The sequence below is a fragment of the Agromyces mediolanus genome (assembly GCF_044917495.1).
Classification (GTDB): Bacteria; Actinomycetota; Actinomycetes; order Actinomycetales; family Microbacteriaceae; genus Agromyces; species Agromyces mediolanus_B.
The window spans coordinates 154,910-167,313 of sequence record NZ_JAVSSI010000002.1 but is presented as its reverse complement, the minus strand read 5'-3'; the positions used below and the strand labels follow the sequence as shown (position 1 = coordinate 167,313).

The window sequence follows — 12,404 nt, the reverse complement described above, 5'->3', positions numbered from 1 at the left end:
GCCCAGGCACGAAGGAGCACCCCAGCATGCGAATCGGTTCGGCACCCGTCAGCTTCGGCATCCACGGCGGAGCGGATGTCTCGAAGCTCGCCGCGACCCCGCGCGAGCTCGTCGCGGCGATGGCCGCGGCCGGTTACACCGGCTCGGAGCTCGGCCCGCCCGGGTTCTTCGGCACCCCGGCCGAGACGGCGACCCTGTTCGCCGACCACGGCCTCGCCGTCCTCGGCGCCTACGTCCCGCTGCACCTCAGCCAGCCGGACGAGGTCATGGCGGCCGACCTGGAGGGGATGCGGCGCACGCTCGAGGAGCTCGCCGCCGCGGGCGGGGACGGCCTCGCCATCCTCGCCGACGAGGGCGACGAGTCGATCATCGCCCGCCCGTTCCGGCCGAACGCCGAGCGCGGCCTCGACGCCGCGCAGTGGGACCTCGCGCTCGAGCGCCTGGCCGCGGCCGACGAGCTCGCCCGCGCCGCGGGCCTCCGCACGAGCTTCCACCCGCACTTCGGCACCTACGTCGAGCAGGCGCCGGAGATCGACGTGCTGCTCGAGCGCACGGACCTCGGGCTCTGCCTCGACACCGGGCACTTCGTGCTCGGCGACGCCGACCCCGTCGCCTACTTCCGCGAGTGGGGGCACCGGGTGAACCACGTGCACGTGAAGGACGTCCGCCTCGCCGTGCGCGAGGCGGCGCGGGGTTCGGACCACGAGCGCATCGACGACTGGTGGGACGAGGTCTCGGTGCCGCTCGGCTCGGGGGACGGCCCGCTCAAGGAGTTCCTCGCCCTGATCGGGCGGAGCGACTACGCGGGCTGGCTCGTCGTCGAGCAGGACGGCGCGCCCGCGACCGCCGAGACCTGGGACCGCATCGTCGGCGACCAGCGGCACAACCACGACTGGATCGCCGAGCGGCTCGGGCGATGACCGAGGCCGTGCTCGCCCTCGACGTCGGGGGCACCAAGGCGCACGGCGCGCTCCTCGACCGGGAGTACCGGGTGCTCGACGAGGGGCTCGCGGCGACGGCCGGCCGCGATCCCGGCCTCGTCGCGACGCTGGGCCTCGCCGGCGAGCTGCTCGACCGCGCGCGCGGCGCCGGGACGACGGTCTCCGCCGTCGTCGCCGGATTCCCGGAGTACGTGTCGAACGACGGCCTCGTCACCGCGCACGAGGTGCTCGACTGGACGGTCCAGCCGGGGGAGGCGCTCGCCGAGCTCGCCGGCGGCGTCCCGGTCCGCATCGCGAGCGACGTGAAGGCGGGGGCGCTCGGCGAGCTCGCCCTCGGCCGCGGGCGCGAGCACGACGGCTTCGTCTACGTCTCGCTCGGCACCGGCATCTCGACCGCGATCGTCGTCGACCGCCGCCTCCACGAGGGGGCGCGCGGCGAGGCGATCGGCTTCGGCGAGTGGTCGGTGCCCGCGGACCTCGACCCCGAGTGGCGGGGCAACCTCGAGGGCTTCGCCTCGGGATCCGGCATCGCCGCCCGCTACCTCGCCCGCACCGGTACCGAGCTCGCCGACCGCGGCGCCCGCGGCGTCCTGGCCGCGGCCGAGTCCGGCGACGCGACCGCCGTCGCCGTGGTCGACAGCGCGGCGGCCGCGATCGGGCGCGCGCTCGCGCAGCTCGTGTCGCTGCTCGACCCGCCCGCGCTCGTGCTCGCCGGCGGCCTCGGCTCGGCCGACACCCGGCTCGGCCGCGGCATCCGCGCCGAGTACGAGCGGGTCGCCGCGCGCCGGCCCTCCCCGCCGCCGCTCCTGCCGAGCGCCGTCCCCACGAACCCCGGCCTCCTGGGCGCCGCCGCGCTCGCCTGGGAGCTCGCCGCCGCACCGCACGCGGTCGGCACCGCATCACGAGAAGAGAGAACCGCATGACCGCACCCGTCCGCATCGCCGTGATCGGCGCAGGCACCATCACCCAGTCGGTGCACCTGCCGAGCCTCCAGCGCGCCGGCTACGACGTCGTCGTGGTCTGCGACCTGTCGCCCTCGCGCGTCGCCGAGGTCACCGCGCGCACCGGCATCCGCGGCACCACCTCGCCGGCCGAGGCCATCGCCTCGCCCGAGGTCGAGGCGGTGCTCATCGCCACCCCGGGCTCGCACGCCCAGCTCGCGCTCGCCGCCATCCGCGCCGGCAAGCACGTGCTCGCCGAGAAGCCGCTCGCCCTCACGGTCGCCGAGGTCGAGGAGCTCGAGGCGGCAGCGGCGGAGGCCGGCGTCGTCGCCCAGGTCGGCTACATGAAGATGTACGACCCGCTCACCGAGCGCGCGCGCACGGAGCTCGCGGAGCTCGACGACGTCCGGCTCGTGCGGATCACGGTCGCCCACCCCGACGACCTGCCCCAGGTCGACCACCTCCGGATGACCCCGCCGCAGCCCGACGCCGACCTCGCCGAGATCGAGCGGGCGCAGGCCTACGAGGCCGAGCAGTCGGCGCTCGCCCTGCCCGGCGCCTCGGACGCGGTGCAGCGCTACTACCGCAACGTGCTGAACGGCTCCGTCGTGCACGAGCTCAGCCTCCTCCGGGCCCTCGGGCTCGAGCTGCCGGAGTCCTGGACCGCGGAGGCGTTCCCCTCGCTCGAGGGCAGCGCGCCCGCCTCGCTCATCGCGACGGCCGCCGTCGGCGACGTGCGCTACGTGCTGAGCTGGAACTGGCTGCCCGAGTACCCCGAGTACGACGAGGAGCTGAAGGTGCTCGCCGCGAACGGGCGCCTCGAGTACCACCTCGCGAAGCCGTACCTGCTCGAGGAGCGCAGCCGCCTCCGCGTCGAGCGCAACCGGGGCCTCGAGCGCCGCGACACGAGCTACGCCGACGGCTACGAGACGGGCTTCCTGCGCCAGCTCGACGCCTTCGCGCGCTCGATCCGGCACGACGAGGCGGTCGTCTCCGACTTCGCCGGGGCGAAGCGCGACATCCGCTGCCTGCAGGCGCTCGCGAAGGCGATCGCCGCCTCCCGCGGCGAGGACGTCCGCACGGAGTCCGACGCGGCCTGAGCAGCGCCGCCCCTTACATACCCACCGAGTTGCCCGACTTCCAGGGAAGTCGGGCAACTCGCGGTTTCGGGAAGTGGTTCGCTGAGCTCGTCGAAGCGCCCCTACTTCTGGACGAGCGTGACGTCGAAGGAGTAGAGGTCGGGGCGGTAGCAGTGCGTGCCGAGCTCGACGGCCCGGCCCGAGTCGTCGAACACGGTGCGCGAGGCGGTGAGCACCGGGGCGCCGTCCTCGAGCTCGAGCAGCTCGCTCTCGGCGGCCGTCGCGCGGCGCGCGCCGATCCGCTGCCGGGCGACGCGCATCGTCGTGCCGCGCGAGCGGAGCACCTGGTAGAGCCCGTAGCTCTGCAGCGCCGCGGTGTCGAGGTCGACGTAGTCGGCGGGGAGCACGTTGTCGAGCACCGCGACCGGGACGCCGTCGGCCGAGCGCAGCCGGCGCAGATGCAGCGTGTCGCTGCCGGGGGCCACGGCGAGCGCCTCGGCGACGGCGGCGCTCGCGGGCAGCGTCTCGCGGGAGAGGAGCTCGGTCGTCGGCACCTGCCCGCCGCGGACGAGGTCGTCGAAGAGGCTCGTGAGCTCGAGGCCGCGCGTGACCTGGCCCTGCACGACCTGCGTGCCGATCCCGCGACGGCGGACGAGGAGGCCCTTGTCGACGACCTCCTGGATGGCGCGCCGGATCGTCGGGCGGGAGATGCCGAGCCGCTCGCTGAGGGCGATCTCGTTCTCGATGCGGGAGCCGGCGGGCAGCGCGTGCGTGGTGATCGCCGACTCGATGCGCTCGGCGACCTGGTAGTAGAGGGGGACCGGGCTCGCGCGGTCGAGGTCCATGAACAGCTCCGGCGGGAACGCCGCGTCGCGCACCGTCGTCGTCTCCGCCACGTCTGCCTCCGAGCTCCGAAATGTCAAGACAAATATAGTTGCTCGACGCGGCATCCGTCTCGGTTTCCTGCGGCGGGGCGCGGCCGGAACCGGACGCGCCCCGCCGGGCGCACGCGGGCTGCGCAGGCGAAGTGCAGGCGCAGGCGCAGGAGCAGTGCGGGCTCAGTGCGAGCGGACGGGCGCGGGCTCCGCGTCCGCCTTCGCGGGGGCGAGGTCGCCGGTGTCCTCCTCGAGCTTCGGCACGGGGCGGCGGAACCCGCGCGTCGCGATGGCGAGCACGACCACGCCGAGGACGAGCCAGGCGCCGCCGATGAGGAACGCGGTGTCGTGCAGCTGCGAGAACAGCGACAGGTCGATCGCGATGCCCGCGAGCGGCACGAGCGAGAGCAGCGTCGACGCCCAGCCCGCCCGCGCGGCGCGGGTGCGCCAGATCCAGACGAGGAAGGCCGCGTTCACCAGTGCGAACGCGAGGAACGCCCCGAAGTTGATGAGCGCCGTGGCCTGCGCGATGTCGAGCAGCATGCCGATCATGCCGATGCCCGCGATCAGCAGGATGTTCACCCACGGCACCCGGAACGCGTTCAGCCGGCCGAACAGCCGCCGCGGCAGCACGCCGTCGCGGCCGATGACGTAGAGGAGCCGGCTCGAGGTCGCCTGGATCGCGAGGCCCGAGCCGAAGGCGGCGATGATGCCGACGAGGTTGATCACGTTCGCGAGCGACTCGCCGCCCGCCGTGACGAGCAGCGAGTACCCGGCGATGTCGGGGTTCTCGAAGTCGCCGCCGGGGTGCGCGAGCTGCATGACGAACGAGACGGCCACGAAGATCGCCCCGCCGATCAGCACCACGAGGATGATGCCGAGCGGGATCGTGCGCCGCGGGTTCCTGGTCTCCTCGCTGAGCGTCGAGACGGCGTCGAAGCCGAGGAACGAGTAGGCCGCGACGGCGGCTGCGGCGGCGACGGCGAGGACCGAGGCATCCGGCCCCCAGAACGCGGCCGCCGGGTCCGGCGCGGGCCCCGAGCCGCCGACCACGAAGCCGATGATGACGGCGGTGGTCGTCGCGACGAGCGCCATCGCCGCGATCGTGAGCCAGGTGTTCACGCGGTCGGCGAGGGTGATGCCGAGGAGGTTCACGATCGTCGTCGGCACGATGTTCACGAGCACCCACACCCAGAGCGGCACGCTCGGGAACTGCGCGTGCAGGTACACCGACTGGATGAGCCACGCGACCATGGGCAGGAACAGGTAGTCGAGCAGGATCACCCAGCCGGCGAGGAAGCCCGCGTGCCGGCCGAGGAGGCGCCCGACGTAGCTGTACGAGGAGCCCGAGCTCGGGTACGCGCGGGCGAGCATGGCGTAGGAGACCGCGGTGAGGCCCATCGCGACGGTCGCCACGAGGTAGGCCGTCGGGGCGGCGCCGCCGCTCGTCGAGGACACGACGCCGAACGTCGAGGTCACGATGCCGGGCGCCATGTAGGCGAGACCGAAGAAGACCACGCCGGCGAGGCCGAGGCGGCGCAGCAGCCGGCGATCGCCCGAGGGCGGCGCGAACTCGGCGGGAGCGGGAGTCTGGGCGGGGGAGGGGGATGACACTAGCGGTTCTCCTTCGAACGGGGGTGCCAGTCCGACGGCTCGATGCGGCCGTCGTAGAGGGGGAGGGCGATCGGGGCGTCGCCCTCGTGGAACTGCGACCAGGGTCGGGAGACCCCGGCGGTGCCGCGGTCGCGGGTGAGTTCGGTGAGCCCGAAGTCGACGACGACCGTCAGCACCTCGGCGGAGGCGTCGGGCGACGCCGCCCGCACCGAGCCGCTCGGGTCGACGACGAGCGAGCGGCCGCGCCCGGTCGGTGCGGCGGCGTTCACGGAGGCGATCCAGAGCTGGTTCATGACGGCGTTGCCGCGGATGATGGCGAGCTCCTGCTCGCGGTCGCTCGTGGCGGTCTGGACGAGGTTCAGGATGACGTCGGCCCCGAGCCAGGCGAGGTGCCGCGCGTGCTCCGGGAACCAGATGTCGTAGCAGATCGAGAGCCCGATGCGACCGAGCCCGGGCAGCTCGAAGACCTCGAAGCGGTCGCCGGGCGCCGCCGACTCGGCGGGCCGCCACGGGAAGATCTTCCGGTAGCTCGCGACCCGCTCGCCGGTCGGGGCGAACACGAGGGCGGTGTTGTGCACCGCGCCGCGCTCGCCCCGCTCGTAGATCGTGCCCGGTGCGAGCCAGATCCCGAGCTCCTGCGCGAGGGCGCCGAGCGCGGCGAGGTGCGGATCGTCGAGCGGGCGGGCGGATGCCTCGATCCCCTCGGCCGTGTCGGCCGCGTCGAGATGCAGCTCCGGGAACGCCCAGAACTCGGCCGTCGGCGTGCGCCGGGCGAGCGTGCGCAGATGCTCGGCGAAGGCATCCACCTCGAATCGGGGCTCCGCCGCCACCTGGGCGAGAGCGACCACCAGACTCCGCGTCATCGCAGACCTCCATTTATTCATCAAAGTTTGAAGAATGAATATACGGGCTGTCAAGCGTTCGTCAAAAGAACATGGAAGAATCTCCGTATGGCGCGACCACGGAACCAGGCGCAGCGACGGAGCGAACTCGTCGCGGTCACCTCGCGGCTGCTCATCGACCGCGGCGCCGCCTCGGCCCGCCTCACCGACATCGCCGAGGCCGCGAAGCTCACCCCGGCCTCGGTCTCCTACTACTACCCCGAGCTCACCGCCCTCTACGCGGAGACCTACGAGACGGCCGCGCTCGAGTACATCGCCCGCCGCCGCGACCGGGTCGCGCTCGCCGAGGGCGCGCCCGCCCGGCTCGCGGAGTGCCTCCGCCTCGGCATCCCCATCGCCGGCGAGCCCTCGTTCGACGCCACCGTCCTCCTCATCGAGCTCGGCGCCCAGTGCGTGCGCGACCGCGGCTTCGAAGCACCCGCGGCCGAGTTCGAACGCGCGCAACTGGAGCTCTTCGAGGAGATCGTCGCGGGCGGCATCGCGAGCGGCGACTTCCGCACCGAGCTGCCCGCGGCGCGGATCGCGCGGCTGCTCCTCGCCGCGGAGGACGGCCTGGCCGGCCCCGTCATCACCGGCCGGCTGACGAGCGACGAGGCGCTCGCGACGATCCTCGACCTCGGCGGCGCGCTCCTCGGCGCTCCGCTGCCCGTCCCGAGCGGCGTCGCGCGATGAGCGAACCGCGCCGCTGTGCCACGATCGAACGGTGATCACCCCCATCGAACTGGACGGCGGGATCGGGCTCCGCGCGATCGCACCCGGCGACGGGGCCGCGCTCGCCGCGGCCTACGAGCGCAACCGCGCGCACCTCGCCCCGTGGGAGCCGGCGCGGACCCCCGACTTCTTCACCGCGGCCGTGCAGGAGCGCGAGGCCGCCGCGAGCGCCCGGCGGCTCGCCGAGGGCACCGCGATCCCGCTCGTGCTCGTGCAGCGGGAGGCCGGATCCGAGGCCGGAGCCGAGGCCGGATCCGAGCGCATCGTCGGCCGGGTGAACCTCAGCGACCTCGTGCGGGGCGTGTTCCTGAACGCCCACCTCGGCTACTGGATCGACGGCGAGCTGCAGGGCCGCGGCCTCGCCACCGCGGCGGTGGGCGGCGCCCTGCACTTCGCGAGGCAGGCGGGGCTGCACCGGGTGCAGGCGGGCACGCTCGTGCACAACGCCGCCTCGCAGACGGTGCTCGAGCGCAACGGCTTCACCCGCATCGGCTTCGCGCCGCGCTACCTCCGCATCGCGGGCGAGTGGCAGGACCACGTGCTCTTCCAGCGCCTCCTCGAGGACTGACGGGGCCCCTCGAGGACTGACGGGGGCCCTCGAAGACTGAGGGGGAGCCCGCGGGCGGGCCTGGTACCGTCGAGGGGAGCGTCCCGAGCGGGACGCAGGAGGCGCACCGGCGATGATCGAGCTGTTCACGAACCTGCTGCGCTTCGTCGCGGCCTCGTTCGAGCTCGGCCTCGCGGCGAACGGCCAGCTCGCGTTCCTCCTGCTCGGCGTGGTCGGCGCCGCGGCCGTCGTGGTCGTGGTCCTCTCGGTCCGCGCGCTGCCCGCCCTCGTCGCCGCCGACCCGACGGGCGCGGCGACCCGGCTCCGGCAGACCGCCGACCCCTGGCGCCTCCTCTCGCAGTCCGACCCCGACGCGCCCGGGCGGGCGCGTCCCAGGGCGCCCGGCCTGGCGGTCCCGACCGCCTGAGTCGCACGCCTCCGCGCCCTCGCGCGAGCTGCGGCCGGCGGTCAGACGGAACCCCGTTCCGCGCGCGACGATCCGTCGCGCCGACCGCTAGGACGCATCAATGGACCTCTACGCCTTCCCGCCCATCGCCGCCGTCATCGACGGCGCCTACACGCTGCTCATGGGCCTCGCCGGGCTCCTCGAGCCGCTCCTCGGCGGGGCCGCCGCCGCGGCATCCGTCGTGCTCGTCACGCTGCTCGTGCGCGCCGCCCTCGTCCCCGTCGGCGTACTGCTCGCGAAGGGCGAGCAGACCCGCGCCCGCATCGCGCCGAAGCTGCAGGAGCTGCAGCGGAAGCACGCGAACAACCCCGAGCGGCTGCAGCGCGAGTTCCGCGCGCTCTACGCCGAGGAGGGCACGAGCCCGTTCGCCGGCTGCCTGCCGATGCTCGTGCAGGCGCCGGTCGTCGGCATCATCTACGCGCTCTTCATCCTCCCGGTGGTGAACGGGCACCCGAACCTGCTGCTCGACCAGACGCTGCTCGGCGTCCCGCTCGGCCACAGCCTCGTCGGCACGATCGGCGCCGGCGTGCCGCAGCCGCTCGACCTCCTCGTGTTCGCCGGCCTCGTGGTCGCGATCGCGGCGGTCGGCTTCCTCACGCTCCGGGCGGCGCGCCCCGGCGGCCCGCTCGCTGTCCCGCGACCGGCCGCGACGAGCAGCCCGGCGCCCGCGGTGCCCGGCGCGCCCGCGATGCCCGACCTCTCGAAGGCGCTGCTGCCGCTGCACTTCCTCACCGCGGGCATCGCGATGTTCGTGCCGCTCGCGGCGGGACTGTACCTGCTGACGACCGTCGCGTGGACGCTCGCCCAGCGGCTCGTGCTGCGCCGCCGCTACCCGATCGGCTGAGCCGCATTCCGACGTTTCCGACGTTCCGGAACGTCGGGCACGTCGGTGAGGGCGCTCAGGCGGGGACGGCCGCCAGCTCGACGAAGCGGCGGAGCAGGTGCTGCGGCTCGGTGACGGATGCCTCGCCGAGCCGCAGCTCCACCTCGCGCAGCTCGCTCGCCGGGAAGTAGCCGTGGTGGCGGTACACCCGGGCCCGGGCGACGAAGTCGGCGGTCGACACCTCGGGGTGGAACTGGGTCGCGTAGACGTGCTCGCCGACGCGGTACAGCTGCACAGGGCAGCCCGCCGAACCGGCGAGGAGCACCGCCTCGTCGGGCAGGCGCTCAGTGGCCTCCTTGTGGCCCACGAGGGCGTCGAAGCGCTCGGGCAGGGCGCCGGCGAGGCGATCGGCCCGCCCGGCGTCGGTGAGCGAGATCTCGACCGCCGCGGCGTCCTCGCCGTGCCGCGTGCCGACCGCGCCGCCCAGCACCCGGGTGAGGACGCCGATGCCGTAGCAGGTGAACACCACGTGCCGGTCGCCGGCGAGCGCCCACTCGGCGAGGCGGGCGAGGTCGTCCTCGACGCGGCGCTGCATCGCGCCCTTGCGCTCCTCGGGGGTCGTGACGTTGAACGGGCTGCCGCCGACGACGATGCCCGCGAAGTCGCCGAGGACGAGCTGCGAGAGCGGCTCGACATCGAGGCGCAGATGCTCGAGCCGGGCCGCGTCGAGGCCCATCGCCCGGCGCACGGCCTCGTACTCGGGGCCGACCGCTTCGGCCTCGGGGCGCGCCGAGAGGAAGAGGAATGGCCGGGTCATCCCTCCATCGTCCCCCGGGAGGGGCGGCTCGCGCCACTCGGCGTCGGCGCTCAGCGCTTCCGTCCGCGGTTCGGGCGGCCGCGGCCGGAGGAGCCGCGTCCGGAGGAGCCGCGGCCGGAGCCGCTCCGGCCCGTGCCGCCCCGCCCGGATCCGCCCCGTCCGCCGCTCGCGCCGCCGGTCTTCGCGCCGCCCGGCTTCGCGCCCGGCCCGTCGCCGCGCTTCCCGCGCTCGCGGTGCCGCTCGGACGCACTGCGCTCGGCCGCGGCATCCCCTTCCGCCCCGCGGGAGCTCCGCGCGGTGCGGCCGCGGACCACGCCGACGAACTCCTGCACGGTCTCGTCGTCGCGCTCGACGAGCCAGACGAGCGCGACGCGCGTCGTCGGGGCGTCGTGGAGCGGCACCGCGACGACGTCGCGGCGGTGGTGGAGCCGCGCGATCGACTGCGGCACGATCGCGTAGCCGGTGCCCGCGGCCACGAGCTCGATCGTCATGGCCGGGTCGTCCTGCACCGGGGCGGCCGGCTCCCCGGCGAGCTCGGCGAGGGGGATCGCCTCGGCGTCGGCGAAGGGATGGCCCTTCCCGAGCACGACGACCGGCTGCTCCTCCCAGAGCGGGATGACGTGGAGCCCCGTGTCGTCGACGGGCAGCCGCACGAAGGCGAGGTCGACCTCGCCGGCGCGCAGCCGGTCGAGCTGCGCCGGCTCGTCGACGCGCACGGCCTCGAGCGGCAGATCGGGGCGGCGCTCCGCCCAGGCGCGGAGCCACTTCGCCGGGCTCACTCCGGCGACGTAGTCGAGTCGCAGCGCCATCCGTCTCCGCCCGGGCCGTGGTCCTCGCGCCCGCCGGACGGCGGCGCTGGTGCCTCCCAGGCTACCGTCGGCTACGGTTGCAGGGTGAGCGAGAACCAGCCGAGCCGCGCCAAGGCGCAGACCATGAAGCCCGAGACCGCGGCGAAGAAGCTCGGCATCCTGCTGTCGGCGGCGCCCGCCGAGTTCCAGGAGGGCGTCGTCACCCGCGTCGAGCTGAACGCGCTGCAGGCCGACCCGCCGGAGTGGCTCGCCACGCTGAAGGCCGAGGGCCCGCACCCGCGCCCCGTCGTCGCCGCGAAGCTCGGCGTCTCGAACTCCGGGCTCGCCCGCGGCGGCATCGTCGACCCGCTGACGACCGCGGAGATCAAGGCCCTCCTCGCCGCGCCGCCGGCCTGGCTCGTGCAGGAGCGCGCCACGCAGGCCGCGGTGCGCGCCGAGAAGGTCCGCATCGCCGAGCGCGACCGCGAGCGCGCCGCCCGCGCCGCCGAGGGCGAGCGCGGCGAGTCCCGCTAGTACCGCTCGTCCCCGCTAGTACCGCTCGGCGAGGAACGCCGTCAGATCGGCGAGCTCCCGCTCGGAGACCGAGTGCGCGAGCCCCTCGTAGATGCGCGAGTCGAGCGCGCTGTGCCCCGGCAGCCAGGCCGCCGTGCGGGCGACCGCGGAGTCCGGGATGACGGCGTCCTCCGTGCCGCGCCCCCAGAACACCGGGCGCTGCAGCTCCGCGAGCCTGGCGTCGCCGGCACGGACGCCGGGCATGGCGAAGCCGGCCAGGATGGCGGCGAAGGCGAAGCGCTCCGGGGCACGGCGGAGGAGCTCGAGGCTCATGGCGCCGCCCTGCGAGAAGCCGACGAGCCCGATCGAGGGGGCGTCGCCCGCGACGCGGTCGAGCCAGGCCAGCACCGCGTCGACGGCCTGCTCGGCGGCGACCAGCTTCGCCGGGTCGTCGTCGTCAAGCCGGCCGGCGGCGTCGAAGATCTCGAACCACGCGTAGCCGTAACCGGCGTCGATCGGCGCCCGCAGCGAGGCGATGACGGGATCGAGCGGCAGGTACGGCGCGAGGCCGAACAGATCGCCCTCGTTGGAGTTGTAGCCGTGCAGGAGCACGAGGAGCGGACGCCCGCTCCGGTCGTCGCCCGCGGCCGACCAGAGCACCGCTTCGTCATCGATCCGCATCGAACGAGCGTACGCCCGGCGGCCGGGTGGGGCAGAATCGACGCATGAGCGTGCGCACCCCGGACCCCGACTGGACCCCGGGCGAGGAGCCCGACGTCCCGCAGCCGACGAACCCCGGCTGGCTGAGCGACCTCGAGCTCGCCGAGGTGCGCGGCCGCTTGCCGCTCCTCTACGTCGAGGCGGTGCCCGTGCGGGTCGACGGTCTCGGCCAGGTGACCGAGGTCGGGCTGCTGCTCCGGGCGAACACCGTCGGCGAGATGACCCGCACGCTCGTGTCCGGCCGCGTCATGTACGGCGAGACGCTCCGCGACGCGCTCTTCCGGCACCTCGAGAAGGACCTGGGGCCGATGGCGTTCCCGCTGCTGCCGGCGAGCCCCGTGCCGGCGACGGTCGCCGAGTACTTCCCGATGCCGGGCATCACCCCGTTCACCGACGAACGGCAGCACGCGGTCTCGCTCGTGTACATCGTGCCGGTCACGGGCACGTGCGAGCCGCGGCAGGACGCGCTCGAGGTCAGCTGGATGCCCCCGGCGGAGGCCGCGAGCCGCGCCGTCGGCGACGAGCTCGAGGGCGGCCGCGGCGTACTCGTCCGGCAGGCGCTCGCCTCGGTCGGCGCCCTGCGCTGATCGGCGGCCGAGCTGCTAGCCTGAACCGTCCGTGCAGCGAGCCGAGGAGGTGGTACCCGTGAACGAATCCACGTCGGTGC

15 protein-coding genes are annotated in these 12,404 nt (G+C 74.5%); 9 read left to right on the top strand and 6 right to left on the bottom strand.

What is annotated here, in order from left to right:
• The first annotated feature begins 26 nt into the window (after nucleotides 1–26).
• Genes ROT00_RS03565 through ROT00_RS03555 form a run of 3 tightly spaced genes read left to right on the top strand, consistent with a single transcriptional unit; the run spans nucleotide 27 to nucleotide 2,982 of the window.
• Nucleotides 27–920, top strand: a complete 894-nt coding sequence (locus ROT00_RS03565; RefSeq protein ID WP_404772363.1) for a TIM barrel protein — start codon at nucleotides 27–29, stop codon at nucleotides 918–920.
• Nucleotides 917–1,864, top strand: coding sequence for an ROK family protein (locus tag ROT00_RS03560; RefSeq protein WP_404772361.1), 948 nt, complete (start codon nucleotides 917–919; stop codon nucleotides 1,862–1,864). Before ROT00_RS03565 ends, ROT00_RS03560 begins: the two co-directional genes overlap by 4 nt.
• A complete protein-coding gene (locus ROT00_RS03555; protein WP_404772359.1) occupies nucleotides 1,861–2,982 on the top strand; it encodes a Gfo/Idh/MocA family oxidoreductase in 1,122 nt (373 codons plus the stop codon). Before ROT00_RS03560 ends, ROT00_RS03555 begins: the two co-directional genes overlap by 4 nt.
• Before the next feature lie 101 nt (nucleotides 2,983–3,083).
• Here the strand turns inward: ROT00_RS03555 and ROT00_RS03550 are convergent, their stop codons facing one another.
• The 3 genes from ROT00_RS03550 to ROT00_RS03540 all read right to left on the bottom strand — a co-directional run bounded on the left by ROT00_RS03550 (nucleotide 3,084) and on the right by ROT00_RS03540 (nucleotide 6,313).
• A complete protein-coding gene (locus ROT00_RS03550; protein WP_404772953.1) occupies nucleotides 3,084–3,806 on the bottom strand; it encodes a GntR family transcriptional regulator in 723 nt (240 codons plus the stop codon).
• 213 nt (nucleotides 3,807–4,019) lie between these two features.
• On the bottom strand, nucleotides 4,020–5,450 hold the full coding sequence (locus ROT00_RS03545; RefSeq protein WP_404772357.1) for an APC family permease: 1,431 nt from the start codon (nucleotides 5,448–5,450) through the stop codon (nucleotides 4,020–4,022).
• Nucleotides 5,450–6,313 carry a carbon-nitrogen hydrolase family protein gene (locus ROT00_RS03540; RefSeq protein ID WP_404772356.1) on the bottom strand — a complete coding sequence of 288 codons (864 nt, stop codon included), beginning with the start codon at nucleotides 6,311–6,313 and terminating at the stop codon, nucleotides 5,450–5,452. The genes ROT00_RS03545 and ROT00_RS03540 overlap by 1 nt, the downstream gene beginning before the upstream one ends.
• A gap of 87 nt (nucleotides 6,314–6,400) precedes the next feature.
• On the opposite strand from ROT00_RS03540, the gene ROT00_RS03535 reads away from it, so the two are divergent.
• From ROT00_RS03535 to ROT00_RS03520, 4 genes are all read left to right on the top strand, one after another.
• Nucleotides 6,401–7,024 carry a TetR/AcrR family transcriptional regulator gene (locus ROT00_RS03535; protein ID WP_404772355.1) on the top strand — a complete coding sequence of 208 codons (624 nt, stop codon included), beginning with the start codon at nucleotides 6,401–6,403 and terminating at the stop codon, nucleotides 7,022–7,024.
• Nucleotides 7,025–7,055: 31 nt separating this feature from the next.
• Nucleotides 7,056–7,631 (top strand): GNAT family N-acetyltransferase, encoded by a 576-nt coding sequence (locus ROT00_RS03530; RefSeq protein WP_404772354.1) that lies wholly within the window; start codon nucleotides 7,056–7,058, stop codon nucleotides 7,629–7,631.
• 112 nt (nucleotides 7,632–7,743) lie between these two features.
• Nucleotides 7,744–8,037, top strand: coding sequence for a DUF6412 domain-containing protein (locus ROT00_RS03525; protein WP_404772352.1), 294 nt, complete (start codon nucleotides 7,744–7,746; stop codon nucleotides 8,035–8,037).
• A 100-nt stretch (nucleotides 8,038–8,137) separates the two neighbouring features.
• Entirely contained in the window at nucleotides 8,138–8,920 is a 783-nt protein-coding gene (locus ROT00_RS03520; protein WP_404772350.1) for a YidC/Oxa1 family membrane protein insertase, read from the top strand.
• Nucleotides 8,921–8,975: 55 nt separating this feature from the next.
• Here ROT00_RS03520 and ROT00_RS03515 read toward each other — a convergent pair whose 3' ends face one another.
• Nucleotides 8,976–9,716: a glutamine amidotransferase gene (locus ROT00_RS03515; protein WP_404772349.1), complete on the bottom strand. Its 741-nt coding sequence runs from the start codon at nucleotides 9,714–9,716 to the stop codon at nucleotides 8,976–8,978.
• Nucleotides 9,717–9,766: 50 nt separating this feature from the next.
• Nucleotides 9,767–10,525: a LysR family transcriptional regulator substrate-binding protein gene (locus ROT00_RS03510; protein WP_404772347.1), complete on the bottom strand. Its 759-nt coding sequence runs from the start codon at nucleotides 10,523–10,525 to the stop codon at nucleotides 9,767–9,769.
• Between the two features lie 123 nt (nucleotides 10,526–10,648).
• On the opposite strand from ROT00_RS03510, the gene ROT00_RS03505 reads away from it, so the two are divergent.
• Entirely contained in the window at nucleotides 10,649–11,038 is a 390-nt protein-coding gene (locus ROT00_RS03505) for a DUF5997 family protein (protein WP_404772951.1), read from the top strand.
• 15 nt (nucleotides 11,039–11,053) lie between these two features.
• On the opposite strand, the gene ROT00_RS03500 is transcribed toward ROT00_RS03505, so the two are convergent.
• On the bottom strand, nucleotides 11,054–11,698 hold the full coding sequence (locus ROT00_RS03500) for an alpha/beta hydrolase (protein ID WP_404772345.1): 645 nt from the start codon (nucleotides 11,696–11,698) through the stop codon (nucleotides 11,054–11,056).
• Between the two features lie 44 nt (nucleotides 11,699–11,742).
• On the opposite strand from ROT00_RS03500, the gene ROT00_RS03495 reads away from it, so the two are divergent.
• A complete protein-coding gene (locus tag ROT00_RS03495) occupies nucleotides 11,743–12,324 on the top strand; it encodes an NUDIX hydrolase family protein (protein WP_404772343.1) in 582 nt (193 codons plus the stop codon).
• Nucleotides 12,325–12,404 lie beyond the last annotated feature (80 nt).

Bases quoted from the DNA above. Each gene is read 5' to 3' on its own strand.
- ROT00_RS03515 (WP_404772349.1), bottom strand. From the start codon at position 9,716: ATGACCCGGCCATTCCTCTTCCTCTCGGCGCGCCCCGAGGCCGAAGCG.
- ROT00_RS03560 (WP_404772361.1), top strand. From the start codon at position 917: ATGACCGAGGCCGTGCTCGCCCTCGACGTCGGGGGCACCAAGGCGCAC.
- ROT00_RS03495 (WP_404772343.1), top strand. From the start codon at position 11,743: ATGAGCGTGCGCACCCCGGACCCCGACTGGACCCCGGGCGAGGAGCCC.
- ROT00_RS03540 (WP_404772356.1), bottom strand. From the start codon at position 6,313: ATGACGCGGAGTCTGGTGGTCGCTCTCGCCCAGGTGGCGGCGGAGCCC.
- ROT00_RS03500 (WP_404772345.1), bottom strand. From the start codon at position 11,698: ATGCGGATCGATGACGAAGCGGTGCTCTGGTCGGCCGCGGGCGACGAC.
- ROT00_RS03555 (WP_404772359.1), top strand. From the start codon at position 1,861: ATGACCGCACCCGTCCGCATCGCCGTGATCGGCGCAGGCACCATCACC.
- ROT00_RS03520 (WP_404772350.1), top strand. From the start codon at position 8,138: ATGGACCTCTACGCCTTCCCGCCCATCGCCGCCGTCATCGACGGCGCC.
- ROT00_RS03550 (WP_404772953.1), bottom strand. From the start codon at position 3,806: ATGGACCTCGACCGCGCGAGCCCGGTCCCCCTCTACTACCAGGTCGCC.
- ROT00_RS03525 (WP_404772352.1), top strand. From the start codon at position 7,744: ATGATCGAGCTGTTCACGAACCTGCTGCGCTTCGTCGCGGCCTCGTTC.
- ROT00_RS03510 (WP_404772347.1), bottom strand. From the start codon at position 10,525: ATGGCGCTGCGACTCGACTACGTCGCCGGAGTGAGCCCGGCGAAGTGG.
- ROT00_RS03565 (WP_404772363.1), top strand. From the start codon at position 27: ATGCGAATCGGTTCGGCACCCGTCAGCTTCGGCATCCACGGCGGAGCG.
- ROT00_RS03535 (WP_404772355.1), top strand. From the start codon at position 6,401: ATGGCGCGACCACGGAACCAGGCGCAGCGACGGAGCGAACTCGTCGCG.
- ROT00_RS03505 (WP_404772951.1), top strand. From the start codon at position 10,649: ATGAAGCCCGAGACCGCGGCGAAGAAGCTCGGCATCCTGCTGTCGGCG.